This window comes from Streptomyces sp. M41(2017), from assembly GCF_002078175.1.
In the GTDB taxonomy this organism is placed as follows: Bacteria; Actinomycetota; Actinomycetes; order Streptomycetales; family Streptomycetaceae; genus Streptomyces.
On the sequence record NZ_MWFK01000002.1, the window covers coordinates 1,857,425 to 1,881,924 of the forward strand.

At 73.2% G+C, this 24,500-nt stretch carries 21 protein-coding genes; 5 read left to right on the forward strand and 16 right to left on the reverse strand.

All coding sequences use genetic code 11. The features are described 5' to 3' along the window. Positions 1-35: 35 nt before the first annotated feature. The 8 genes from B0675_RS33985 to infC all read right to left on the reverse strand — a co-directional run bounded on the left by B0675_RS33985 (position 36) and on the right by infC (position 9,077). Positions 36-1,292, reverse strand: a complete 1,257-nt coding sequence (locus tag B0675_RS33985) for a PP2C family protein-serine/threonine phosphatase (RefSeq protein ID WP_081223439.1) — start codon at positions 1,290-1,292, stop codon at positions 36-38. A gap of 285 nt (positions 1,293-1,577) precedes the next feature. Continuing rightward, entirely contained in the window at positions 1,578-4,082 is a 2,505-nt protein-coding gene (gene pheT, locus B0675_RS33990) for a phenylalanine--tRNA ligase subunit beta (RefSeq protein ID WP_081223440.1), read from the reverse strand. After that, the gene (gene pheS / locus B0675_RS33995) at positions 4,082-5,209 is read right to left on the reverse strand and encodes a phenylalanine--tRNA ligase subunit alpha (RefSeq protein ID WP_081223441.1); all 1,128 of its coding nucleotides are present in this window, start codon (positions 5,207-5,209) and stop codon (positions 4,082-4,084) included. Before pheS ends, pheT begins: the two co-directional genes overlap by 1 nt. Positions 5,210-5,383: 174 nt before the next feature. Then, a complete protein-coding gene (locus B0675_RS34000) occupies positions 5,384-6,559 on the reverse strand; it encodes an ATP-binding protein (protein ID WP_081223442.1) in 1,176 nt (391 codons plus the stop codon). A gap of 53 nt (positions 6,560-6,612) precedes the next feature. Then, a complete protein-coding gene (locus B0675_RS34005; RefSeq protein WP_081223443.1) occupies positions 6,613-7,473 on the reverse strand; it encodes an RNA methyltransferase in 861 nt (286 codons plus the stop codon). 107 nt (positions 7,474-7,580) lie between these two features. Further along, positions 7,581-7,964, reverse strand: a complete 384-nt coding sequence (gene rplT, locus B0675_RS34010) for a 50S ribosomal protein L20 (protein WP_024494113.1) — start codon at positions 7,962-7,964, stop codon at positions 7,581-7,583. A gap of 95 nt (positions 7,965-8,059) precedes the next feature. Beyond that, a complete protein-coding gene (rpmI, locus tag B0675_RS34015) occupies positions 8,060-8,254 on the reverse strand; it encodes a 50S ribosomal protein L35 (RefSeq protein ID WP_003947156.1) in 195 nt (64 codons plus the stop codon). A 106-nt stretch (positions 8,255-8,360) separates the two neighbouring features. Then, a complete protein-coding gene (infC, locus tag B0675_RS34020; protein ID WP_107482907.1) occupies positions 8,361-9,077 on the reverse strand; it encodes a translation initiation factor IF-3 in 717 nt (238 codons plus the stop codon). A 391-nt stretch (positions 9,078-9,468) separates the two neighbouring features. On the opposite strand from infC, the gene B0675_RS34030 reads away from it, so the two are divergent. Continuing rightward, positions 9,469-9,825: a DUF1844 domain-containing protein gene (locus B0675_RS34030; RefSeq protein WP_081223445.1), complete on the forward strand. Its 357-nt coding sequence runs from the start codon at positions 9,469-9,471 to the stop codon at positions 9,823-9,825. A 10-nt stretch (positions 9,826-9,835) separates the two neighbouring features. Here B0675_RS34030 and B0675_RS34035 read toward each other — a convergent pair whose 3' ends face one another. Continuing rightward, positions 9,836-10,567 (reverse strand): SseB family protein, encoded by a 732-nt coding sequence (locus B0675_RS34035; protein WP_081223446.1) that lies wholly within the window; start codon positions 10,565-10,567, stop codon positions 9,836-9,838. A gap of 149 nt (positions 10,568-10,716) precedes the next feature. On the opposite strand from B0675_RS34035, the gene B0675_RS34040 reads away from it, so the two are divergent. Beyond that, positions 10,717-11,685 (forward strand): serine hydrolase, encoded by a 969-nt coding sequence (locus tag B0675_RS34040; RefSeq protein ID WP_081223447.1) that lies wholly within the window; start codon positions 10,717-10,719, stop codon positions 11,683-11,685. Positions 11,686-11,736: 51 nt separating this feature from the next. Here the strand turns inward: B0675_RS34040 and mycP are convergent, their stop codons facing one another. Continuing rightward, positions 11,737-13,014 (reverse strand): type VII secretion-associated serine protease mycosin, encoded by a 1,278-nt coding sequence (gene mycP, locus B0675_RS34045; RefSeq protein WP_081223448.1) that lies wholly within the window; start codon positions 13,012-13,014, stop codon positions 11,737-11,739. Next, complete coding sequence (locus B0675_RS34050) at positions 13,011-14,111, reverse strand: hypothetical protein (protein ID WP_241540122.1); 1,101 nt, start codon at positions 14,109-14,111, stop codon at positions 13,011-13,013. The genes mycP and B0675_RS34050 overlap by 4 nt, the downstream gene beginning before the upstream one ends. A gap of 1,622 nt (positions 14,112-15,733) precedes the next feature. Between B0675_RS34050 and B0675_RS34060 the strand changes: the two genes are divergently transcribed. Then, positions 15,734-16,936: an amino acid deaminase/aldolase gene (locus tag B0675_RS34060; RefSeq protein WP_081223450.1), complete on the forward strand. Its 1,203-nt coding sequence runs from the start codon at positions 15,734-15,736 to the stop codon at positions 16,934-16,936. Positions 16,937-16,970: 34 nt separating this feature from the next. Here the strand turns inward: B0675_RS34060 and B0675_RS34065 are convergent, their stop codons facing one another. From B0675_RS34065 to B0675_RS34085, 5 genes are read right to left on the reverse strand one after another with little or no spacing between them, the layout of a single operon-like run. Further along, positions 16,971-17,897 (reverse strand): DUF2510 domain-containing protein, encoded by a 927-nt coding sequence (locus B0675_RS34065; RefSeq protein ID WP_107482908.1) that lies wholly within the window; start codon positions 17,895-17,897, stop codon positions 16,971-16,973. A 28-nt stretch (positions 17,898-17,925) separates the two neighbouring features. Next, positions 17,926-19,200, reverse strand: coding sequence for a hypothetical protein (locus tag B0675_RS34070; RefSeq protein WP_081223452.1), 1,275 nt, complete (start codon positions 19,198-19,200; stop codon positions 17,926-17,928). A 26-nt stretch (positions 19,201-19,226) separates the two neighbouring features. Further along, on the reverse strand, positions 19,227-20,018 hold the full coding sequence (locus tag B0675_RS34075; protein ID WP_081223453.1) for a 3-oxoacyl-ACP reductase: 792 nt from the start codon (positions 20,016-20,018) through the stop codon (positions 19,227-19,229). Beyond that, complete coding sequence (locus tag B0675_RS34080; protein ID WP_081224042.1) at positions 20,015-21,415, reverse strand: aldehyde dehydrogenase family protein; 1,401 nt, start codon at positions 21,413-21,415, stop codon at positions 20,015-20,017. The genes B0675_RS34075 and B0675_RS34080 overlap by 4 nt, the downstream gene beginning before the upstream one ends. 8 nt (positions 21,416-21,423) lie before the next feature. Further along, positions 21,424-22,794 (reverse strand): glutamine synthetase family protein, encoded by a 1,371-nt coding sequence (locus B0675_RS34085; RefSeq protein ID WP_081223454.1) that lies wholly within the window; start codon positions 22,792-22,794, stop codon positions 21,424-21,426. A gap of 77 nt (positions 22,795-22,871) precedes the next feature. On the opposite strand from B0675_RS34085, the gene B0675_RS34090 reads away from it, so the two are divergent. After that, positions 22,872-23,609, forward strand: a complete 738-nt coding sequence (locus B0675_RS34090) for an FCD domain-containing protein (RefSeq protein ID WP_081223455.1) — start codon at positions 22,872-22,874, stop codon at positions 23,607-23,609. 158 nt (positions 23,610-23,767) lie between these two features. Continuing rightward, the gene (locus B0675_RS34095; protein ID WP_081223456.1) at positions 23,768-24,448 is read left to right on the forward strand and encodes a gamma-glutamyl-gamma-aminobutyrate hydrolase family protein; all 681 of its coding nucleotides are present in this window, start codon (positions 23,768-23,770) and stop codon (positions 24,446-24,448) included. Positions 24,449-24,500: the final 52 nt, after the last annotated feature.

Genomic DNA, 24,500 nt, shown 5'->3' on the forward strand with positions numbered 1-24,500 from the left:
GGGACGGCGTCGGAGCCGGCCCGTGGTGCGGTCGGTCACCGACCGTACGGCAGGTGTCGGGAGACACCGTGCCCCTGGTGCAGAGGCACGCGCCGGCGGTCGTTGTGCAGCACCAGCAGGGCGACGTCGTCGACGGGCCGGCCGCCGGTGTGGCGCAGCAGCCCCGCCAGGACCGCCCGCAGGACGGCCTCCGGCACCACGGGCCGCTCGTGCACGGCCTCCGCGAGGGCGGGCAGCAGCGGGAAGAACCGCCCGCGGGAGTCGCGCGCGTCCTCGGCACCGTCGGTGTGCAGGAAGAGCCCCTCGCCCGGCAGGAGTTGACCGCAGTCCTCGGCCAGGAGAGCGGCCGGCAGCGGGAACGGCCCGAGCGGAGGCAGGGGGTCGGCGCTCGCCAGCGGGGCGACCCGGCCCGTGCCGAGCAGATACGGCCAGGGATGACCGCAGTTGAGGGCGTACACCTCACCGTCGGGATGGATCTCCAGGAGGAGGACGGTGACGAAGTCCTCGGCGACCGGGTGGTCGGTGTCCAGCCCGGACGAGGGGTGTTCGCCACGGGCCCGTTCGCGCAGGTGCCGTGCCAGGGCGCGGTCGAGCCGCCTGAGGACACCGCCGAGTTCGGGTTCGTCGTGCGCGGCCTCGCGGAAGCTGCCGAGGACGGCGGCGACGGTCCCGATGGCGCCGAGTCCGTGCCCGCGGACGTCGCCCATCACGACCCGCACGCCGTGTTCGGTGGCGATCACCTCGTACAGATCGCCGCCGACGGTCGCACCGCGATCGGCGGAGAGCTGCGTCGCCGCGAGGCCGATCCCGTCGACGCGTGGGGGCAGCGGTCGCAGGAGGACGCTCTGGGCGGCTCCGGCGACCTTGCGGATCTGCCGGAGTTCCCGCAGCAGCGCCCCTCGGACATGGACCACCAGTCCCGTGCCGACGGCGAAGAAGACGGCACTGGTGGCGATGCGGGCCCCGAGACCGTCCTGCTGCGCGAGCGGACAGACCATCCGGTACGAGATGGCGAGCGCACCCCAGGCCGTGGGCAGCCCGAGGGTCAGGGCCCGGCGGAGCGGCGGCCGGTCTGACCCGTGGGCGGGGTCGACCGGGCCGAGGCCCGCTTCCCTGCCGCGGCGGCGGAGCCTGCGGGTGAGTCCGGGGCGAGGTCCGGCCCCGCGCAGCACCCGGGCGAAGCCCAGCCTCAGCCGGCCCCGGCGCCCCGGTGGCGGGCCCGCCCGGACCGGCTCCCGTGCATGCGTCCGGGGCGTCGCCCCGCGGGGAACCCCAGCCTTGATACGGATCATGCCGATTGGCCCCCCAATAGGCCCCGACAGCGCAGACGGCCTCGGCGAGACCGGTCCGATTCTGTCGACCACCCGCCCGATCGGGCCAGATCGTCCGGACATGTCACCCGAATGAGTGAGGTGTCTTCGGACACCCGCGCCCCTGCATCCACGCAGGCAGGGGCTCCGCCCGACCTCGTGGCGAGGACGGGCGGAGCCCCTGGAAAGCGGGCGGGGAGCCGTGCGCCCGGCCGCGGAACGATCCGCGGTCCGGCTCACAGCTCCCCGGTACGACCTGCCGGTCCGTCAGGCCCCGCGCAGTACCGCTCCCGTGCGCTCGGTGGCGAGGGCCACCGCGGCGTCGCGGGCCGCGGAGGCCTCGTCGACGGTGAGCGTGCGGTCGTCGGCACGGAAGCGCAGCGCGTACGCGAGGGACTTGCGGTCCCCGCCGAGCTGCTCGCTCTCGTACTCGTCGAACAGCCGGATGGACTCCAGGAGTTCACCCGCGCCCTCGCGCAGCGCCGCCTCGACGTCGGCGTGCGGTACGGCCTTGTCGACGACCAGCGCGACATCCTGCGTGGCGACCGGGAAGGTCGAGATCTTCGGCCCCTTGGGGTGGCCGGAACTCGCCTCCTCCAGCGCGTCCAGGTCCAGTTCCATCGCGCAGGTGCGCGCGGGCAGGCCCAGCGCCTTCAGCACACGGGGGTGGAGTTCACCGGCGTGTCCGACGACCCGCCGCGTGCCGTCCACGACGACCGAGAGCTCGGCGCAGCGGCCGGGGTGCCACGGACCGTACTGGCCTGAGCGGACGAGGAGTTCGGTCCCCGCCTCACGGGCCAGGATGCGCGCGGCCTCGATCGCGTCGGCCCAGTCGGCCGGGCGGCCCTTGCCCCACCAGCCGGCCTGCTCGCGGGCGCCCGCGAGGACGACGGCGGCGTGCCGGGGCTGGACGGGCAGCGCGGCGGTCAGGGACGCGATCTCCTCGTCGGTGGGACGGCGGTCGACGGGCAGCCGCCCGGCGATCCGCAGTTCCGCCCGCGGGTGGAAGACCAGGCCCGTCTCGAAGAGCGCCAGGTCGTGGCTGCCGCGTCCGTCGTTGCGGCGCAGGGCCTGGAGCAGGCCCGGGAGCAGCGTCGTGCGGAGCGCGGGCTCCTCGTCGGAGAGCGGGTTGACGAGCTTGACGACCTTGCGGTTCGGGTCGTCGTCCGCCAGGCCGAACTGGTCGAGGACCTGCTCGCCCATGAACGGGTAGTTCGGCGACTCGACGTATCCGGCGCCGGCGAGGGCGCGGCCGACACGGCGGTGCAGGCGCTGCCGGTCCGTGAGGCCGAGGCCGGCCGGAGGCTTGGGCAGCGTCGAGGGCAGGTTCTCGTAGCCCTCGAGCCGGATGACCTCTTCGGCCAGGTCGTTCGGGTCCGTCAGGTCGGGACGCCAGGACGGCACGGTGACGATCAGTTCGTCCTGGCCGTAGACGTCGCAGCCGACCTGCTGGAGACGGCGGACGACGGTCTCACGGCCGTAGTCGACACCGGCCACCTTGTCCGGGTGGTTCGCCGGGATGGTGATGGTGTGCGGCGCGGACGGCGTGATCACCTCGGTGACCCCCGCGTCGGCGGTGCCGCCGGCGAGGAGGACGAGGAGGTCGACGGTCCGCTGGGCCGCCGCGGAGGCGGCCTGCGGGTCGACGCCGCGCTCGAAGCGCTTGGACGCCTCGGAGGCCAGCTTGTGACGGCGGGCCGTGCGGGCGATCGAGATGGCGTCGAAGTGCGCGGCCTCGACGACGACCTCGGTGGTGGTGCCCTCGGTGTCGTCGATCTCGGTGTTGGCGCCGCCCATGACGCCCGCGAGGCCGATGGGACCGCGGTCGTCGGTGATCACCAGGTCCTCGGCGTTCAGCGTGCGCTTGACGCCGTCGAGGGTGGTGAGCTTCTCCCCCTGCTCGGCCCGGCGCACACCGATGGTGCCCTGGACGCGGCCGCGGTCGTACGCGTGCAGCGGCTGACCGAGCTCCAGCATCACGTAGTTGGTGATGTCGACGGCCAGCGAGATCGGGCGCATGCCGGCCTTCTGGAGGCGGCGGCGGAGCCAGATCGGGGACTGGGCGTCGGGGTCGAGGCCGGTCACCGTACGGGCGGTGAAGCGGTCGCAGCCCATCGGGTCGGAGACCTGCACCGGGTAGCCGAACGCGTTCGGGGCCGGTACGTCGAGCAGGGCCGGGTCGCGCAGCGGCAGGCCGTACGCGATGGCGGTCTCGCGGGCGACGCCGCGCATCGACAGGGCGTAGCCGCGGTCGGGCGTGACGGCGATGTCGAGGACCTCGTCGACGAGCTGGAGCAGCTCGATGGCGTCGGTGCCGACCTCGACCTCGGGCGGCAGCACGATGATGCCGCCGCTGCCGTCGTCGCCCATGCCGAGCTCGTCGCCCGAGCAGATCATGCCGTGCGAGGTCTTGCCGTACGTCTTGCGCGCGGCGATGGCGAAGTTGCCGGGCAGGACGGCGCCGGGCAGGACCACGACGACCTTGTCGCCGACGGCGAAGTTGCGGGCGCCGCAGACGATCTCCTGGGGCTCACCGGTGCCGTTGGCCGTGCCGACGGCGACGGTGCAGAAGCGGATGGGCTTCTTGAACTCCGTCAGTTCCTCGATGGTCAGCACCTGGCCGACGACCAGGGGGCCCTTGAGGTCGGCGCCGAGCGGCTCGACGGTCTCGACCTCGAGGCCTGCCGAGATGAGCTTGGCCTGGACGTCGCGCCCGGTCTCCGTCGCCGGCAGGTCGACGTACTCCCGCAGCCAAGAAAGCGGGACCCGCATCAGATCTCCATCCCGAACGGCCGGGTGAACCGGACGTCACCCTCGACCATGTCTCGCATGTCTTCGACGTTGTGGCGGAACATCAGCATCCGCTCGATACCGAACCCGAAGGCGAACCCGCTGTACTTCTCCGGGTCGACGCCGCAGGCGACGAGCACCCGCGGGTTGACCATGCCGCAGCCGCCCAGCTCGATCCAGCCCTCGGACGAGCAGGTCCGGCAGGGGCGGTCGGGGTTGCCGACGGACTCGCCCTTGCAGACGTAGCAGAGCATGTCCATCTCGGCGGACGGCTCGGTGAAGGGGAAGTAGTTCGGGCGCAGCCGGGTCTTCATGTCCGAGCCGAAGAGCGACTGGACCATGTGGTCGAGGGTGCCCTTGAGGTCGGCCATGGTCAGGCCCTCGTCGACGGCGAGCAGCTCGATCTGGTGGAAGACCGGGGTGTGCGTGGCGTCGAGCTCGTCCGTGCGGTAGACGCGGCCGGGGCACACGACGTAGACGGGCGGCTCCCGGTCGAGCAGGGCGCGGGCCTGCACCGGGGAGGTGTGGGTGCGCAGCACGACACCGGACTCGTCGCCCTCCACGCCCTCGGGGCCCTGGACGAAGAAGGTGTCCTGCATCTGCCGGGCCGGGTGGTCCGGGCCGAAGTTCAGGGCGTCGAAGTTGAACCACTCCGCCTCGACCTCGGGGCCCTCGGCGATCTCGTATCCCATGGACACGAAGACGTCGGCGACGCGCTCCATCATGGTGGTCAGCGGGTGCCGGGCGCCGGCGGGTACACGGTCGTAGGGCAGTGTGACGTCCACCGCCTCCTCGACGAGTACGCGCGCGTCGCGCTCGGCCTCCAGCTCGGCCTGGCGGGCACCGAGGGCCTTGTTCACGGCGCCCCGGGCCTGGCCGACGAGCTTGCCGGCCGCGGCCTTGGCCTGCGGGGGCAGTGCGCCGATCTCGCGGTTGGCGAGGGCCAGCGGAGAGGTGCCGCCGGTGTGGGCGACCTTGGCCTCCTGGAGCGCGTCGAGGTCGCCGGCGGCCGCGAAGGCGGCGAGCGCCTCGTCCCGCATGCGCTCGATCTCTTCCGGTTTCAAGGCCTCGACCTCTACAGGGTCGTACGACTTATTAGGTGCCGACATCTCTTCCCGTGCTTCCGGTTGGCTGGCTGAGGGTCCCCGTCACCGACTCGGAGACGAATCGTCCGCAGATGAGAGGACGCAAAGGTGCCAAAGGCCGAGTCTAACGGGGGTGGGGGCCTGCCCAGGACCTGGCGGTGCTCCCGTGCGGATGCGCCCGTGGGGTGCGTCGCGGCGTCAGAGGAGATACGCCGGGGTGCCCACGGGCAACGTAAATCGGAACTCTGCCCCTCCACCGGGGGCGCGGCCGACCGTGATCGTGCCGCCGTGGGCTTCGACGATGCCCTTGACGATGTACAGCCCGAGGCCCGTGCCACCGCGCTTGCTGCCCCGCCAGAAGCGGGTGAAGACGCGGTTCATGGACTCCTCCGGGATTCCGGTGCCCTCGTCGCTCACGGTGACCGACGTGACGGCACTCGCCGGGCCCTCCTCGTCCGCCCGCTCGCGCGGGGAGACCGAGGGTGCCACGTCAATGGTGACGGTTCCCTCGCCGTGTCGCACCGCATTTTCGATCAGGTTGCTCAGCACCTGGTCGACCTTGTCGGGGTCGGCCCACAGGGCGGGCAACGGCTGCTCGATGCGCAGCAGGAAACGGTCGGCGGGCTGGCCGGAGGCGACGTAGGCCTGGATGTGGCGGCCGACGGCCACCCCCATGTCGACGGGCTGGCGGCGGACCTCCAGGCGGCCGGAGTCGATGCGGGAGATGTCGAGCAGTTCGGCGATGAGCCGGGTGACGCGGTCGGCGTCGGCGTCGACGGTCTCCAGCATCAGCTTCTTCTGGTCGTCCGTGAAGCGTTCCCACTTGGCGAGCAGGGTCGCGGTGAAGCCCTTGACGGAGGTCAGCGGCGAGCGCAGTTCGTGGGCGACGGTGGCGATCAGCTCGGCGTGGCTGCGCTCGGTGCGGCGGCGGGCCTCGGTGTCGCGCAGGGAGACGACGACGCGGCGGACGGGTCCGGTGGGCCGGGTCCGTACGTAGCGGGCGGCGACCAGGACCTCACGGCCGCCGGGGAGCAGCAGGTTGCGCTCGGGCTGGCCGTTGCGGATGGTGAGTCCGCCGTAGGGGTCGGTCAGCTGCCACCAGCGGCGGCCCTCCAGGTCCTCCAGGGGCAGTGCCGTCTCCAGACGGCGGCCGAGGGCCCGGTCGGCGGGGACGGCGGTGATCCGCGCCGCGGCGGCGTTGAAGCAGATGACCCGGCCGTGCTCGTCGGCGACGACGAGTCCGTCGGGCAGGTCGTCGGGGTCGACACCCGTGCCGGCCTGCGGGTCGGTGCCTTCATCCGGCCGGGACGCGGGGGTGCCGCGCACGTCGCGTGCTCGCAGCGCGCTGTGCGCACCGCCCGTGCCGACACTCATCCCCGTACCCCACCTCTCGTCTGGCGCAGAGGGCCCCCGAGCCCGTCACCCTACTAGCTGTCGGTGACGGAGCGGCACCCTGTGGAGGCGCGCTGTGCACGGGCCGACGCGTAGAGACATACGGCCGCGGCGGTGGCGAGGTTCAGGCTCTCGGCCTTTCCGTGGATCGGGACGCGCACGACGGCGTCGGCCAGCGCCCGGGTCTCCTCCGGGAGTCCCCAGGCCTCGTTGCCGAACACCCAGGCGGTGGGTCCGCCCATGGTCCCCTTGTCGAGCTCGTCGTCGAGGTCGTCCTCGCCCGCTCCGTCGGCGGCGACGATCCGGACGCCCGCGTCCTTGAGGCCCGCGACGGCCTGCTCGACGGGGACGCCGACGGCGACGGGCAGGTGGAACAGGGACCCGACGGAGGCGCGGACGGCCTTGGGGTTGTAGAGGTCGACGGAGGCGTCGGTGAGGACGACGGCCTCGGCGCCCGCGGCGTCCGCGCAGCGCAGCACGGTGCCGGCGTTCCCGGGGTCGCGGACGTGCGCGAGTACGGCGACGAGGCGGGGCCGGGCCTTGAGGACGTCCTCGAAGGGGGTGTCGAGGAAGCGGCAGATCCCGACGACGCCCTGCGGGGTGACGGTGGTGGAGATGTCCGCGATGACCTCCTCCTCGGCGAGGTGCACGCGGGCGCCCGCGGCGCGGGCGTCGCCGACGATGTCGGCGTACCGCTCGGCCGCCTCGACGGTGGCGAACAGTTCGACGAGGGTGGCGTCGCCGTCGACGCGGTGCGCGGCGGCCTCCCGTACGGCCTGCGGCCCCTCGGCGAGGAAGAGCCGCTCCTTGCCCCGGAAGTTCCGCCTGGCGAGCCGACGGGCGGCGGCGACGCGCGGCGAGCGCGGGGAGATCAGCTCGGGGGCGGCGGGGGGCATGGGGTCACCTTCACGTTGCAGGGGGAGTTTCTGCCGCACGGAACACGACGGACCCGCAGGCGAAAACCTGCGGGTCCGGTGACTTCCGGCGAGGGCCGGCGTCGGTGTCAGGCGGCCTTCGGCGCGTTGACGTCCGACGGCAGGGCCTTCTGCGCGACCTCGACGAGCGCGGCGAACGCGTTGGCGTCGTTGACGGCCAGCTCCGCGAGGATCTTGCGGTCCACCTCGATGTTGGCGGCGTTCAGACCCTGGATGAGGCGGTTGTACGTCATGCCGTTCTGGCGGGCCGCAGCGTTGATGCGCTGGATCCACAGCCGACGGAAGTCGCCCTTGCGCTTCTTGCGGTCGTTGTAGTTGTAGACCAGCGAGTGGGTGACCTGCTCCTTGGCCTTGCGGTACAGGCGCGAACGCTGACCGCGGTAGCCGGAGGCCGCCTCGAGGATTGCCCGGCGCTTCTTGTGGGCGTTGACTGCCCGCTTGACGCGTGCCACTTTTTAACTCCTTGTAGCGGGGCCGTGGTGGGAGTCACACGGCCCGAAATCGATGGGGTCCCGGTCCTGACGTGCGGCGCCTGGGCGCCGGTACGTCACTTGCCGAGAAGCTTCTTGATCTTCTTGGCGTCGCCCGGGGCCATCTCGGCGTTGCCGGTGAGGCGGCGCGTCAGGCGCGACGACTTGTGCTCGAGCAGGTGGCGCTTGCCGGCACGCTCGCGGAGCACCTTGCCGGAGCCGGTGATCTTGAAGCGCTTGCTGGCACCGCTGTGCGACTTGTTCTTCGGCATAGCGCCGTTCTCTCCTCGTCAGTGGCGTTCCGGTGCCCGGTCGCGGGACCGGGCACGGTGGAACGTCATATGTATCGATTGACATCCTGGGGCGTGAGCCCTGGGATCACGCCTCGGCGGACGCCTCGGCCGGAGCCTCGGCGGACTCGGCCTCGGTGGTCCCACCCTCGGCGATCTCGCCTTCGGCCAGGTCACCGTCGGCGGCGTTCTGCGAGCGACCGGGGTTGGCCTTCGCTTCCGCCTTGCGAGCGGCCTGGGCCTCACGGGCCTCGGCCATCGCCTCGGTCTTCTTCTTGTGCGGGCCGAGAACCATGATCATGTTTCGGCCGTCCTGCTTCGGGTTCGACTCGATGAACCCGAGGTCCTCGACGTCCGAAGCGAGACGCTGGAGCAGTCGGTAGCCGAGCTCCGGCCGGGACTGCTCACGACCACGGAACATGATCGTGATCTTGACCTTGTCGCCCTGCTTGAGGAACCGGACGACGTGACCCTTCTTGGTGTCATAGTCGTGCGGGTCGATCTTCGGCCGGAGCTTCATCTCCTTGATGACCGTGTGCGCCTGGTTCTTGCGCGCCTCGCGGGCCTTCATGGCCGATTCATACTTGAACTTGCCGTAGTCCATGAGCTTGCAGACGGGCGGGCGAGCGCTCGCCGCCACCTCGACCAGGTCGAGGTCGTACTCCTGAGCAAGCTCAAGGGCCTTGGCAAGCGGAACAATCCCGACCTGCTCGCCGCTGGGACCGACAAGTCGCACTTCGGGAACGCGAATCCGGTCGTTGATGCGGGGCTCGGCGCTGATGGATCCTCCTAGGTAGCACCACACGGCGGTCTGGCGGACAGCCGCGTATGTCTCTGCTGACACTGGGACCAACCGCTGCGGGGCATGAAAAATGCCCCTGACGGGACACAGGCGGGGCTCCATGGATTACCGGAGCACCGCCGCGGTCAACCGCGGGGCGCACATTCGGGCGACTCCACCGTCCGTACGGAACGGTGGCGGCCGCCTGACCGGGTGACCCGCCGTCCCGGGGGACGGTCAGGTGGGAGATCGGAGCCTCCACTTGTGGGCCGAGCACATACGTGTCCGGCCGGTCGTTACACAAGGTTAGCAGTTTCGCCGGGTACGCGCTAACCGACGGCCTCGGGACCGTCCCCCACCAGGGGGAACGCTCCCGCGGGCGGGGGCGTGCGCGCCGGGGCCTATCGTGTGGGGCATGAGTGACACCCCTCCCCCTAACCCCGACTTCGACACCATGACCCGCGACATCGCCGAGGTCCCCGCGGTCGAGGTCATCGTGACGGTCGCCGTCAACCTGATGAGCGCCGCCGCGGTGAAGCTCGGTCTCACCGAGGAGGGTGACGAGCACAAGGACCTGGACGAGGCCCGCAAGCTCGTCACCGCGCTCGCCGGGCTCCTCGACGCGAGCACGACCGAGATCAGCTCCTTCCACGCGGCGCCGCTGCGCGACGGCCTGAAGTCGCTCCAGCTCGCCTTCCGCGAGGCCTCCCTCGTCCCGGACGAGCCGGGCCAGGGCCCGGGCGAGAAGTACACGGGTCCGGTCTACGGCTGAACCGTCCCGCTCAGCGGCGCACGTACAGGGGCTCGCCCGGTGGTGTCGCCTCGGCCGGCAGGAGTGCCAGGTCGAGGCCGCGGACCAGGCGGGCCCGCAGTGTCTCGTCGGCCGCGAGCCGCTCGGCGACCGCGCGGGCGGCCTCGGCGGGGGCTGCCGACGGGTCGAGCACGAGGGCCAACGTGCCGTCGGCCTGACCCGGACCGAGATGGGCCCGGACCACCAGGGGCTCGGCGGCCACCGCGGCCCGTACCGCCTCGACGACGGCGGGATCGGCCAGCGGTTCGGCGGTCGTCCGCCCCTCGGCCAGTGCCAGCAGGGCGGAGCCGGTCAGCTGGAAGGCGACGGGACCGGCGAGGTCCAGCACGACCGTGTCCGCCTTCTCGTGCGCGGCGGCCTCCAGCACCTGGCGCAGGGGTACGGCGACGGGGCGGGCCGCGGGGTCCCAGCGGGCCAGCGAGTCCGTGGAGGTGAAGGCGGGCAGCGCCGTGCGGTCCCCTGCCTTGAGGGTGGGCACCGCCATGTCGCTGGTCTTCTCGTGGCGCAGCCCGTTCTCGTCCTCCTCGACCTCGCCGAGGACCGCCACGACCGGCACGAGCAGCCGGGCGTCCTTGAGGGCCTCCAGGACCGGCGGCACGGCGGAACGGTCCGCCGACCAGGCGGCGAGCGCCGCGCTCAGCCGGGGATCGGCGGAGCCGTCGTCGTCGGGAAAGCCGGAGTCGGGAATGTTCTTGTTCGCCACGGTCCCTGACCCTATCGGGGGGATGCTGTTGCGCTTGTGCGGGCCCCGAAACCCGGCGGTGACGGGATTCACGGGTTTCTCAGTCTTCGCTGACACAGCTCTAACACGCGTCTAACCGGAGGCACAGTCGGGCCGTCCAGCATCGCGGCATGGACCGTCACAGATCCCGCGGGCGCCGCGCCCGGCCCGTCCGGCGCACGTCGATTCTCTGCACCCTGGTGGCCTCCGCCGTGCTCGTCGGCGTCACGGGAGCCGGGACCGTCTACGTCCAGGCGCATGCGCACGACGGCAAGACCCTCGTATCGTCGGCGTCGTCGGCGTCGGCACTCCCCTCGGCGTCGCCGTCGGCCGGCGAGGAGGCATCGGTGGAACCCGTGGTGGAGCCGTCGGTGGACCGGGACGCGCTGCTCGCGAAGGCGATGAGGTCGGTGACGCCTGCGGCCGGCGCGAGGGTGTCGGTCGCCGTCCTGGACGTCGACTCCGGTGAGAGCGCCTCGTACGGCGACGGCACCTTCGACACCGCGAGCATCGTCAAGGTGGACATCCTGGCCGCCCTGCTGCTGCGGGCGCAGGACGCGGACCGGCGGCTCACCGTCCAGGAGAAGGCGTACGCCACCACGATGATCGAGAACAGCGACAACGCCTCGGCGACCGCGCTGTGGGCGGCGATCGGCCGGGCGGACGGCCTCGACGCCGCGAACAAGCGCTTCGGCCTCACGGGCACGAAGGGCGGCGACGGTGAGCTGTGGGGGCTGACCCGGACCACGGCGGGCGATCAACTGACCCTGTTGCGGCAGGTGTTCGGGGACGACTCGGAACTCGGCGCGGCCTCCCGCACCTATCTCCAGGGGCTCATGGGGAAGATAGCGACCGGCCAGCGGTGGGGCGTGTCGGCCGCGGCGGACGGCGGGCGGTGGGCCCTGAAGAACGGGTGGCTGCCGCGGACCGCGACCGGGCTGTGGGACATCAACAGCATCGGCCGTGTGACCGTCGACGGCCACGACTACCTGGTGGCGGCACTGTCGGACGGCAACTCCACGCAGGCTCAGGGGATTTCACTGGTGGAGGCGGCGTCCGAGGCCGCGGTCGCCGCGTTCCGTGCCGCCGGGGAGAAGTGAGGGGCCGGCAGCGCCTCGGACCGGACAGCGGTCGCCGGCAGGGGACCTGGTCTAGCGCCGGCCGAACAGGGGCGCGCCCCTGCGTCCGCGCCACAGGACGACGGCCGCCGCCAGCAGGCTCACGCCGAGGGCACCCGCGAGCGGGCCGGCCCAGTCGGCCGATCCGCCGTCGTCGTCCGGGGTCTCGGGTCCGGGGCCGAAGTACTTCCGGCCGTACGCGGCCGAGGCGAGGCCCTCGGGCTTGAGCCGGCCGCCGGCCTCGATGGCCGCGGCCGGGTCGATGAAGCCGAAGCCGCGCGCGTCGTCGCGGCCTCCCGAGGGCACGTTGCGCGCGGTGTCCTCCAGGAGCTGCTTGATCTGCGCGGGGGCGAGACCCGGGTGGGCGGCCCGGATGAGCGCGACCGCTCCGGAAACGAACGCGGACGCGGCGCTGGTTCCCCAGCCTTCGTAGTACCGGTCGTCCGGGTCGGCGATGACGACGTCGACGCCCGGGGCGCTGACGGTGGCGTACCAGCGGCGGGTGGAGAACGAGGCGCGCGTTCCGTAACGGTCGACGGCGGTCGCGGCGATCACGCCGGGGTACGCGGCCGGGTAGGAGATGTGGTCGCCCTTCTCTCCGCCGTTCCCGGCGGAGGCCACGACGGCGACGCCCTTCTTCAGCGCGTACTGGACGGCCGCGTCCTCGGCGGGCTCGGGGTGCGCGGACTTGGAGTCGTCGCCGAGGGAGAGGTTGATGACGTCCGCGCCCTGGTCGGTGGCCCACCGGATGCCCTCGGCGAGGGCGTTGCCCCGGGTGGTGCGGGCCTTGGAGCGGGCGGGGTCGGCGTCTTCGAGGATGACGCGGACGGGCAGGATCCTGGCTTCGGGCGCGATGCCCATGACTCCGTCGGCGTCGCCGGCCCCGTGGCCGTGGCCGGCGATGATGCCCGCCATGGCGGTGCCGTGCCGGGCCCAGGCCCGGTCGCCCCGGCTCGCGCCGAAACCGACCATGTCCTTGCCGGTGAGCACGTTGCCCGTGAGGTCGGGGTGCCGGGCGTCGACGCCGGTGTCGAGGACGGCGACGGTGATGCCCTTGCCCTTGGTCGTCCGCCACGCCTGCTGCGTGTGCATCGCGTCGAGGCCCCACTGCTGGGCCCGTATGCCGTCGGCGTGGGCGGCGGCCGTGGGCACCAGGGCGAGGGAGACCGCGAGCAGGGCGCTGAGCGCGGCGGACCGGCGGGAGAGCCGGGGGGCGCGGGTGGCCGGGGCGGCGCGGAGACGCCGGGCGCGGCCCGCTGCGGTCCGCGCGGGTGCGGTGACGGGGTGGACGGCAGCGGGCTCGCGGCTCATGACGGCTTCTCCGTGGCCGGGGTGACGGTCTTGCGGAGGCTCCGCTCCACCCGGTCGGCGAGGCCCTGTGCCTCGTGGCCGAGTCCGGCCTGGGCCGGGGCGGTCGTCGCCCCGGGCTTCATGGCGTCGGCGGCGGGCTGCGGCGCGGTGACCGTACGCCCGTCGGCGAACCCGGAGACGGCGAACACGACGACCGGGGCGTCCGTGAGGACCGACTCGGTCCAGGACGCGCGCTGGGCGTCGCCGAAGTCCGCCGCCGGGGTGCCCTTGGCCGGGTAGGTGCGCGGCATCAGGTCGGTGCGCCGGTCCAAGTCCTCTTTGCCGAAACGGGCCTTGAGCGCGGTCATCGCCGCCGCGTCCCCCTTGGTGAACAGCAGGCCGACGGTGGTGACGTGGCTCAGGGTCGCGTCCACGTAGGTGGCGCGCAGCAGCCGCAGGCAGCCGACGGGGGCGAGTGCCTTGCGCAGCAGCGGGTCGAAGGCGTTCGCGCAGCCGGTGTCCGGGGCGACGGCGATCCGTGTCCAGGTGCGGTCGGAGCCGCCGGGGCCCGCTCCGTCGCCGCGCACGCTCGGCGGGAAGAGCCGGTCCACGGGCACGCTGTGCCAGAGTTCCCCGGCCGCGGCGAAGGCGCCGCGGGAACCGGGGGTGTCCGTGTCGTCGCCGGTGAGCCAACTTCCCGTCACGGCACCGCCGATGAGGCCGAGGCCGAGGACGACGCAGGCCGCAGCGGCGGCGGTACGGGTTCGCGGCCGCCCGAAGAACGGACGGGTCGGTGCGGGGCTGTTCCCGTAGGTCTCGGGCTCGGCGAACGACACGAAGGGCCGCTCCGGAGCCGGGACTCCCGCGGGCGGGGCCGGGGTCGTCGGCTGCGGCGGGAACGGGTCCGCTGCGGCGGGCGTGGAGGGATCCTCCGTACGGACGGGCCGCAGTCGTCGGGTCGTCTCCGCCGGCCGCTCACCGGGAACGGCGGAACGCCCCGGCCTCCCGGGCTGCGACGGCGGGGACGGGTGGGGCACCCGGTCGCCGCGCGGGGAGTCCTCGGTGGCGGGGGGCGTGTCGGGGAAGCGTGCGGTGGCGGCGGGCGGCGGCGGCGTCATCGCGCCCGGGCGCAGCCGCGGGAAGCGCGGGGCCTCCTGGCCGGACGCGGTGGGCGCGGCACCCGAGGCACCGAACTCCCGCCGGTACAGCTCCTGTTGACGTTCCGCAGCGGCCCGTTCCGCCGTCGGCGCCTCGGACTGCGGCGGCACGGACGGATCCGCACCCCGGGGCGGGCCTTCCGGCCGGGGCGGAACCCCCGCTCCGGAGTACGGCGCGGCCTGGCGCGACCGGGACGCGGCGCCCTGGCCGGGTGAGGAGGGGTGCGGGGACGCGCTCCGGCCGGTCGGGGAGGCGTCCCCGGACACGGCGCCCCGGCCGGGGGTCGAGGCATTGCGGGAGGCCGCGCCCTGCCCCGGAGCCGACCGGTTCCCGGAGTCGGCGTCCGGCCGGGACGAGGAGCGGTCCCGGGGTGCGGTGCTCCCGTCCGGCGTGGACGGGTACCGGGATGCCGCGCCCCGGCCGGGAGAGGAAGGGTTCCTCGATGCCGCGCCCCGGCCGGGGGCCGAGGCGTTGCGGGAGGCCACGCCCTCGCCGGCCGCCGGACGGTTGCCCGGTTCGGTGTCCTGCCGGGCCGACGAGAAGCCCTGGGGTGCGGTGCTCCCGTACGGCGCGGACGGGTGACGGGATGCCGCGCCCTGTTCCGGGGCGGACGGAGGGCGGGGCTCGGTGCCCTGTTCCGGGGTGGCGGGGGTTCGGGGCGTGGCGTCCCGGTCGCGTGAGGAGGGGTGTACGGGGGACCGTTCCTGCGCCGGCCGCGGCGGGGGTTCGTCGGACCACGACTCCCCCTCGATCGGAGGCGCGTAGCCGCGTCCGGACGCGGTGGTCCCGGCCGTCGGCGAACCGCCCCCGGACTCCCACGCTTCGCCGCCCGACGGGAGCCGTTCCGGACGCGGCGGGGCCGGCGGACCGGGAGCGGACGTCGGAGCGGGCGGTGCCTCCGGACGACGGGCGCCCGGCACGGGCGGAGGACCGGCCGGCCTCGGCGGAGGCGTCCCGTCCCCCGAGGCCGCCGGGGTCGGCGGGGCCGCCGGACGTGGCGGGACCGGCGGGGTCGCCGCAGGCGGCGCGAACGAGGTCGAGGGCTGGGCGGACGCGGCGGGGCGCGTGCGAGGAGGCGTGGAGGGCGGCACCGGCGGCGCGCAGGAGGGCGCGGCGGGTGTCGTCGAGGGGGGTGGGTACGGCGGAGGCGGCGAGGACCGCGGGGGCGCCGGCGTCTCGCCGGGTGCCGGAGTGTCCGTGGGCTCCGGGCCGCCGTCCGGGTGCGCGGCCGGCCGGTGTCCGGACGGCGGTGGGCCGGAGGGACGCGGCGGAGGGGCGGCGCGACGCGCTTCCGTGCTCATGCACCCCCCGTTTCCTCGTACCGGGCTTGCCGGCCCTCGCGGAGTCCACCTGCGGAGTCCACCCGGACCGTTCCTGCGCGGAAGGGGACCGCCACGAGCACGCATACCCGTACCGGTGGACCGTCACCCCGGGCAGGGCCCGTCGGGCAAGGTCGTCCCTCCCTGCGTCCGCGTCACTCTACGGGTTGACGCGCGTCCGGAGGGAAGCAGTCCGAAGCCCTGCGGCATCTGCCCGGAACGTCCCCCTACCCTGCGGTAATCGAGTCTGGCAGGCTGCGTGCATGACTGCCCGTGCCGCCGACAGGGCCCGCTACGACCGGGCCACCGCTCACCTCGACGCCCCCGTCGCGATCGTGGACCTGGAGGCCTTCGACGCGAACGCGGACGATCTCGTCCGCAGGGCCGGCGGCAAGCCGATCCGTGTCGCCAGCAAGTCCGTGCGCTGCCGCGCCCTCCTGGAACGCGTCCTGGACCGGGACGGCTTCGCCGGGATCATGTCCTTCACACTCGCCGAGTCGCTGTGGCTGGCCAGGTCGGGTTTCGACGACGTCCTGCTCGCCTACCCCTCGGCCGACCGCAAGGGCTACGCCGAGCTGACCTCCGACCCCAAGCTCGCCGCCGCGGTGACCGTCATGGTCGACGACCCGGCCCAGCTGCGGCTCATCGACGACGCGCGCCAGGGCGGCACCGAAGTGGTGCGGGTCTGCCTGGAGTTGGACACCGCGCTGAAGCGGTTCGGGGGCCGGGTCAGGGTCGGGGCGCTGCGCTCTCCGCTGCACTCCCCCGCCCAGGTCGCGGACCTGGCCCGGGCGATCAAGCGCGCGCCCGGCTTCAAGCTCGTGGGGATCATGGCCTACGAGGGGCACATCGCGGGCGTCGGCGACTCCGTGGCGGGGCGGCCGCTGCGCTCACGGGCCGTGCGGCTGATGCAGGCCACCGCCCGCAAGGAGCTGATCCAGCGGCGCGCGGAGGTGGTCCGCGCGGTGCGTGCCGTCGAGCCCGACCTCGAGTTCGTCAACGGCGGGGGCACCGGCAGCGTCCAGCACACGGCCGCCGAGGACGCGGTGACCGAGATCGCCGCGGGGTCGGGGCTCTATGTGCCGCGGCTCTTCGACAACTACACCTCGTTCAGCGGCCGTCCGGCGGCCCTGTTCGCGCAGCCCGTCGTGCGGCGGCCGGGCGTGGGGATCGTGACCGTGCTGGGCGGCGGCTATCCGGCGTCCGGTGCGGCCGGCCCGGACCGGCTGCCGGTGCCCTACCTCCCGGAGGGGCTGGCGTACGACCCGCAGGAGGGGCCGGGCGAGGTGCAGACCCCGCTGCTGGGATCCCCGGCGGACGATCTGCTCATCGGCGACAAGGTGTGGTTCCGCCACGCCAAGGCAGGTGAACTGTGCGAGCGGTTCGACGCGTTGCGCCTGGTCGAGGGCGACGCGGTGACGGCGACCGTGCCGACGTACCGCGGTGAGGGGCACACGTTCCTCTGAGCCGCCCGCTCGGTTCGACGGGTGAGCCGCCCGCTCAGTTCGACGGGCCGATGCTGCTGCCCACCCCGCCGCCCGCGTCCGTGCCGCCGACGGACCGGATCCCCTTGGTGATCCGGTCCATGTCGGACAGCGGCGGCCCGTCCGGGCCCGCGTCGAAGGCGAACCGGACGATGACCAGGGCCTGGGTGCCGACGCTGGACGGGAAGGCCAGCGACTCGACGTAACCCCCGGGGCCCACACGGGTCTTGACCTTCCAGCGCACGAAGTACCCGGCGCGTCCGGCGACGGCGACCGAGCCCGTCTTGACCAGGGTGTGCGAGGTGACGCCCCGGAAGGGTCTGCTGCCGAGCGCGTCGCGGTCGTACACGCTGTCCATCGCGTCCTTGATGTCGCCCTCGGCGAGGGCTTTCGGGGAGGTCACGTCGGTGGCCGTGGCCGTCCGTGAGCTGACCTGGCCGTGCCGGCACAGGCCGGGGTCGCCCGGACAGTCGTAGGTGCCCGGGGTGGTCATCACGACGTCGTGGTCGGCGATGTACTTCGGCCGGGTCCAGCCGGCCCGCAACGGCAGGGTGATGCCGTTGAGCTGGTCCACGACGACGGACGGATCGCCGGCGGAGGGCGAGGGTCCGGACGGTGTGGGCGACGGTCCGTCGGTGCCGTCGGGGGAAGCGACCGCCGGGGTGGTCTGCGCGGCGGTGTCCCCGTCGCCGTGGTCGAGGCGCAGCAGGACGGCGCCGGTGACGATGGCGGCGACGAGGACCGCGGCGGCGGCGCCGAGCGCGACGGCCTTGGCGCGACCGGAGGCACCGCCGGGCGGGCGGGCCTCCGGCGGTGCCGGGAGGGGCTGTCGGACGGTCTCGGGCGTACGCCGGTGGTCGGTCCAGGCGGCCCCGTCCCACCAGCGCTCGACGAGCGGGTACGAGGGATCGCGGTACCAGCCGGGAGGGGGCGTCATGCTCATCCCGGCACTCTAAAACGTGCTCCGAACCTCAGTACACGGTGTCGGCGAGGTCGGGCACGATCGAGCCGTCCGGCCTGCGGAGGGGGCCGAGGGTGCCGTCGGGGGCGGTGCGGGCGCTCGTGGAGCACGGGTAGAGGCCCGGTTTGCGGGGCAGCGGCTCGATGAACATCGGGTTGATCACCCAGCGGCCGTCGGCGTCGTCGTACGCCCGGCACATGAGTTCGTTCTTGTTGCGGTTGACGACGAGGTGCGCGCCGGTGGCGTCGCCGACGAAGGTGACGTCGGTGTCGGCGTCGCCGCCCGCGATCGCGGTCCTGTGGCGGGCGTCCTGCCGTTGCCAGGCCGCCCCGCCGCGCACGCCGTAGATCTCCTGGTTGATCCAGCAGCGCTTGCCGTCGATGTACGGGATGACCGCGCCGCGGTTCGCGGGGACGCCGCCGCAGCCCTGGTTGAGGGTGGTGATCCGGCCGCGCCGGTCGAGCACGGAGCGGATCGCGATGGTGTGGGCGGCGTCGATGCCGACTCCGCGCGACCAGACCTCGGTGACGGGTTCGGAGCCCGCCGAGACGATGTACACGTCGAATCCGGCGCGGTGGAGGGTGCGGATCAGGTCGCGCTGCTGGGCGTAGTAGCGGACGTAGGCCGGGATCGTGTGGGTGCCGAGCACGCGGGTCGAGCCGACGGGCGCGGCGAGGGCCTCGGCGCGGGCCTGTCGGGCGTACGAGGACAGTTCGGGGACGGTGTGTCCGGCGAACAGCTGGGGCACCCAGGCGTACTGCGGGACGGTGCGCCGGTGGTTCCACGTGCCGGCGAACGCGGCGGCGCCGCTCATGGTGCGGCCGGTGTCACGGATCTCGAAGATCTCGTCCGTGCAGCGGGTGTTCGTGGCGGTCGGCAGGGGTGCGCCGACGGGGACGGCGGTGCCGCAGGCCGTGGTGAGCGCCTGGTCGGCGGCGTCGGTGAGCCAGGCACTGGTGGCCTTCCAGCGTGCCGGGCGCAGGATCTTGTCGTGCCGCAGGGCCCAGGAGATCGTGGCGTCGGTGACGTCGTTCTTGGTGATCGTGTTGTCCCAGTCGAACGCCGCGACGGGGTGCCGTCCGTGGCCCGTGCCGCCCGCGCAGGTGCCGCGGGCGTCGATGACCTCCTGAAGGTGAGCGCGGTTGTCGCCGTACCAGCCACCGGACAGCCGGGGGCAGTTCGAGGGTGCGGGAGCCGTGGTGGGGGGCGCGGCCGCCAGCAGGGCGGCCGCGGCCAGGGTCCACGCGAGGATGCGTGGGTTTCGTCGGTTCTGTCGGTGTCGCATGACCAGTGGACCGTACCGGCCCGGACCTACAGAGGCGTGACGTACGCGCCCGAGATGCCTCCGTCCACCAGGAAGTCGGTGGCGTTCACGAAGGAGGAGTCGTCGCTGGCGAGGAAGGCGACGGCCGCCGCGATCTCGTCCGCCTCGGCGAACCGTCCGACCGGGATGTGCACCAGGCGGCGCGCGGCCCGCTCGGGGTCCTTGGCGAACAGTTCCTGGAGGAGCGGGGTGTTGACCGGGCCGGGGCACAGCGCGTTGACCCGGATGCCCTCCCGGGCGAACTGGACGCCCAGTTCGCGGGACATGGCGAGGACGCCGCCCTTGGAGGCCGTGTACGAGATCTGCGAGGTCGCCGCGCCCATCCGGGCCACGAAGGACGCCGTGTTGATGATGGAGCCCCTGCCCTGGCGGCGCATGTAGGGGATGGCGGCCTTGCAGCACAGGTAGACGGAGGTGAGGTTGACGTCCTGGACGCGCTTCCAGGCCTCCAGCCCGGTGTCGAGGATGGAGTCGTCGTCGGGCGGCGAGATGCCCGCGTTGTTGAAGGCGATGTCGACCGAGCCGTAGGTGTCGTACGCCGTCCTGAACAGCGTCTCGACCTGCTCGGGGTCGGTGACGTCGACCTGGACGAAGGTCCCGCCGACCTGTTCGGCCACCGCCTTGCCGCTGCGCTCGTCGATGTCGCCGCAGACCACCCGGGCGCCCTCGGAGGCGAGCCGGCGGGCGGTGGCGAGGCCGATGCCGCTGCCGGCGCCGGTGATGACGGCGGTACGGCCGACCAGTCGGCGGCAGATGTTTGCTTCGGTCGCTTCGGTCACAGTGCGGGGCCCTCCGTGCTGATGAAGACGTTCTTGGTTTCGGTGAAGGCGGTGAGGGCGTCCGGGCCGAGTTCGCGGCCGATCCCCGACTGCTTGAACCCTCCGAAGGGGGTCCAGTAGCGGACGCTGGAGTGCGAGTTGACGGACAGGTTGCCGGCCCGCACGGCCTGGGAGACGCGCAGGGCGCGGCCGACGTCGCGGGTCCAGATCGAGCCGGACAGGCCGTAGTCGGTGGCGTTGGCGAGCCGCACGGCGTCGGCCTCGTCCTCGAAGGGCAGGACCACGGCGACGGGTCCGAAGACCTCCTCGACGGCCACGCGCGCGTGGGCGTCGACTCCGGTGAGGACGGTGGGCGCGAACCAGAATCCGGGACCCTCGGGGGCCTTGCCGCGGATGCCGGGCGCGTCGGCGTCGACGTAGGACCGGACGCGCTCCAGCTGGACCTTGGAGATCAGCGGGCCCATCTGGGTCCGCTCGTCGGAGGGATCGCCGACGACGACGGACTCGACGGCGGGCGCGAGGAGTTCGAGGAAGCGGTCGTGGACGGAGCGCTGGACGAGAATGCGGGTGCGGGCGCAGCAGTCCTGGCCGGAGTTGTCGAGGAAGGACATGGGGGTGGCCGCCGCCGCGGCCTCGATGTCGGCGTCCGCGAAGACGATGTTGGGGCTCTTGCCGCCGAGTTCGAGGGTGACGCGCTTGAGGAGGGCGGACCCCTTGGCGAGGACCTGTCTGCCCACCGTCGTCGATCCGGTGAAGACGATCTTCGCGACGCCGGGGTGTTCGACGAGTGCGTCGCCCGCCACCGGCCCGGCGCCCGGCAGCACCTGGAGGAGGTGCTCGGGCAGCCCTGCCTCCAGGGCGAGTTCGGCGAGGCGCAGGGCGGTGAGCGGGGTGGTCTCGGCGGGCTTCAGGATGACCGCGTTGGCGGCGGCGAGCGCGGGTGCGGTGCCCCAGGCGGCGATGGGCAGCGGGAAGTTCCAGGGTGCGATGACCGCGACGACGCCGAGCGGTTCGAGGAGGGTGATGTCGAGTCCGCCGGCGACCGGGATCTGCCGTCCGGTCAGCCGTTCGACACCGCCTGCCGCGTAGTCGAACAGGTCGCGGACGTTGCCCGCCTCCCAGCGGGCGTTGCCGAGGGTGTGGCCGGCCTCGCGGACCTCCAGGCGGGCCAGTTCCTCGACGTGGGTGTCGACGACGGCGGCGAAGCGGCGCAGCAGCCGGGCACGGTCGTCGGGTGCGAGGGCGGCCCAGCGGGTCTGTGCCCTCGTGGCCCGCGCGACGGCGGCGTCGACGTCCTGGGCGGAGGCGGCCGGGACGGTGGCGAGGACCTCCTCGGTGGCCGGGTTCAGCACCTGGAGCTGGTGGTCGTACGGGGGCGAGGTGTACGGGTACGGCACGGCGGTCCTCACATGCGTTCGAAGGAGCGGCGCAGCTCCCAGTCGGTCACCGCGGCGTCGAAGGCTTCCAGCTCGACGCGCGCCATGTTGCGGTAGTGCGCGACCACCTCGTCGCCGAAGGCGGCGCGGGCGATGGGGCTGTTCTCCCAGAGCTCGGCGGCCTCGCGCAGGGTGGTGGGGACGTGGTCGTACTCGGAGGTGTAGGCGTTGCCGGCGCAGGCCTCGGGCAGCTCCAGCTTGTGCTCGATCCCGTACAGGCCGGCCGCGACGAGTCCGGCGACGGCGAGGTGCGGGTTGACGTCGCCGCCGGGCAGCCGGTTCTCGAAGCGCATCGACCGGCCGTGGCCGACGACGCGCAGGGAGCAGGTGCGGTTGTCGTAGCCCCAGGCGACGGCGGTCGGCGCGAAGGAGCCGGGCTGGAAGCGCTTGTACGAGTTGATGTTGGGCGCGTACAGCAGGGAGAAGTCGCGCAGCGCGGCCAGTTGTCCGGCGAGGAAGCGGCGCATGACCTCGGACATGCCGCCGGGGTCCTGGGCGGAGCCGGCCATCGCGTTGGTGCCGTCGGCGTCGGCGAGCGAGAGGTGGATGTGGCAGGAGTTGCCCTCGCGCTCGTTGTACTTCGCCATGAAGGTGAGCGAGACGCCTTCCTGACTGGCGATCTCCTTGGCGCCCGTCTTGTAGACGGCGTGCTGGTCGCAGGTGACGAGGGCCTCGTCGTACTTGAAGGCGATCTCGTGCTGGCCCGGGTTGCACTCGCCCTTGGCGGACTCGACGGTGAGCCCGGCGGCCTGCATCTCGTTGCGGATGCGGCGCAGCAGCGGCTCGATGCGGCCGGTGCCGAGGACGGAGTAGTCGATGTTGTACTGGTTGGCCGGGGTGAGTCCGCGGTAGCCGGTGTCCCAGGCGTGTTCGTAGGTGTCCTTGAAGACGATGAACTCCAGCTCGGTGCCGACCTGGGCGGTGTAGCCGAGGCCGGCGAGGCGGTCGAGCTGGCGGCGCAGGATCTGCCGGGGTGCGGCGACCACCGGGGAGCCGTCGTTCCAGGCGAGGTCGGCGATGAGCAGGGCCGTGCCCTCGTTCCACGGGACGCGCCGCAGGGTGCCGAGGTCGGGGTGCATGGCGAAGTCGCCGTAGCCCCGGTCCCAGGACGACATGGCGTAGCCGTCGACGGTGTTCATGTCGGTGTCGACGGCGAGGAGGTAGTTGCAGCCCTCCGTGCCGTGTTCCAGGACCTCGTCGAGGAAGAAGGGTGCGGCGAACCGCTTGCCCTGGAGCCGGCCCTGCATGTCGGGGAAGGCCAGGACGACGGTGTCGATCTCACCGGCCGCCACGAGGGCGCGCAGTTCCTCGACGGCGAGCGGGGGTGTGCGGTCTGCCACCGGAAAAGCCTCCTTGGGTCAGCCGAGAGCCATAAGGTATTGCCGAGAACCATTGCTTGGGAAGGGGGCGCGACCGGATGACAGGGGCGGAAGCCGGCCGTGGGCCGGAGGACCGGCTGACGCCGGTGCTGCGGCCGGTGCGGGCCGGCAACGGTTTCGAGGAGGCGCTGGAGCAGATCCTCCAGATCGTCCGGCTGGGCCTGGTGCCGGGCGGTGAACGGCTGCCCGCCGAGCGGGAGCTGGCGGAGCGGCTCGGGATCAGCCGGGTCACGCTGCGCGAGGTCCTGAAGGTGCTGCAGGACCAGGGTCTGGTGGAGTCGCGGCGCGGGCGGTACGGCGGAACGTTCGTGCTGGCGCGCGCGGACGCGCCGGACGAGCACGAGCTGCGCCGCCGGGTCGCCTCGGTCGACGTCGAGGACGTCCTGCGCTTCCGCGAGGTGCTGGAGGTGGGAGCGGCCGGTCTGTGCGCGGCGCACGGCCTCGGCATCGGGCAGGCGGGCCGGCTGCGCGCCGCGCTCGCCCGCACCGCCGACGCGCCGCTCGCCGACTACCGGCGCGCGGACACCCTGCTGCACCTCACGCTGGCCGAGCTGAGCGGCTCCCCCTCCCTCGCCGCCCGCTACGCGGCCGTGCGCGCCTCCGTGAACGACCTGCTGGACTGCATCCCGCTCCTCGTCCGCAACCTGGAGCACTCCCAGCGCCAGCACACCGCCCTCGTCGAGGCGGTTCTCGACGGGGACGCGGACGGAGCGCGGGAGATGATGCGCGAGCACTGCGCGGGCACGGCGGCGCTGCTGCGCGGGTTCCTGACGTGAGCGCGCCGGGACGCGAGGGACCCGCGGGTTTCCCTCCACCGGCAGCAAAAGGTATGAGACCGTTCCATTGACGTCCGTCGCCCCGGCCTCCGTCGGCCTCGGCCGGCTCCGGTCGGCTCCACGGGCGTCGTGGCGACCCGGATCCGAGGGAGAACCGCGTGGGCAGGCCGCTGATCGGTGTGAGTACGTATCTGGAGACCGGGGCGCGCTGGGGCGTGTGGCACCTGGAGGCGGCGCTGCTTCCGGCCGCCTATCCGCGGCTCGTGCAGCGGGCGGGCGGGCTCGCCGCGATGCTGCCGCCGGACGATCCCGCGCTGGCCGCCGACACGGTCGCCCGGCTCGACGGGCTGGTCGTGGCGGGCGGCGCCGACATCGACCCCGCCCGCTACGGCGCCGAGCGCTCCCCGCGGACGGGCCCGCCCGCCCACGAGCGGGACGCCTGGGAACTCGCCCTGATCCGGGCCGCGTTGGAGTCCGGCACTCCGCTTCTGGGCATCTGCCGGGGCCAGCAGCTCCTGAACGTCGCCCGCGGCGGCACGCTCGTCCAGCACCTCGACGGGCATGTGAAGGAACCCGGCGTCTTCGGGTACCACGAGGTGACACCCGTGGCGGGGACGCTGTACGGCGGGCTCGCACCGGAACCCTGCGAGGTCCCGACCCACCACCACCAGGCGGTGGACCGCCTCGGGGAGGACCTGGTGATCTCCGCGTACGCCGCGGACGGCACCGTGGAGGCGATCGAACTCCCCGGCCGGGGCTGGGTCCTGGGGGTCCAGTGGCATCCGGAGATGGGCGAGGACCTGCGGGTGATGCGGGGGCTGGTCGCGGCGGCGGGCTGAACGGACGTCGGTCACACGGTTCTTCGCCCCCTCCACCCTCTCCGCCCCCCTG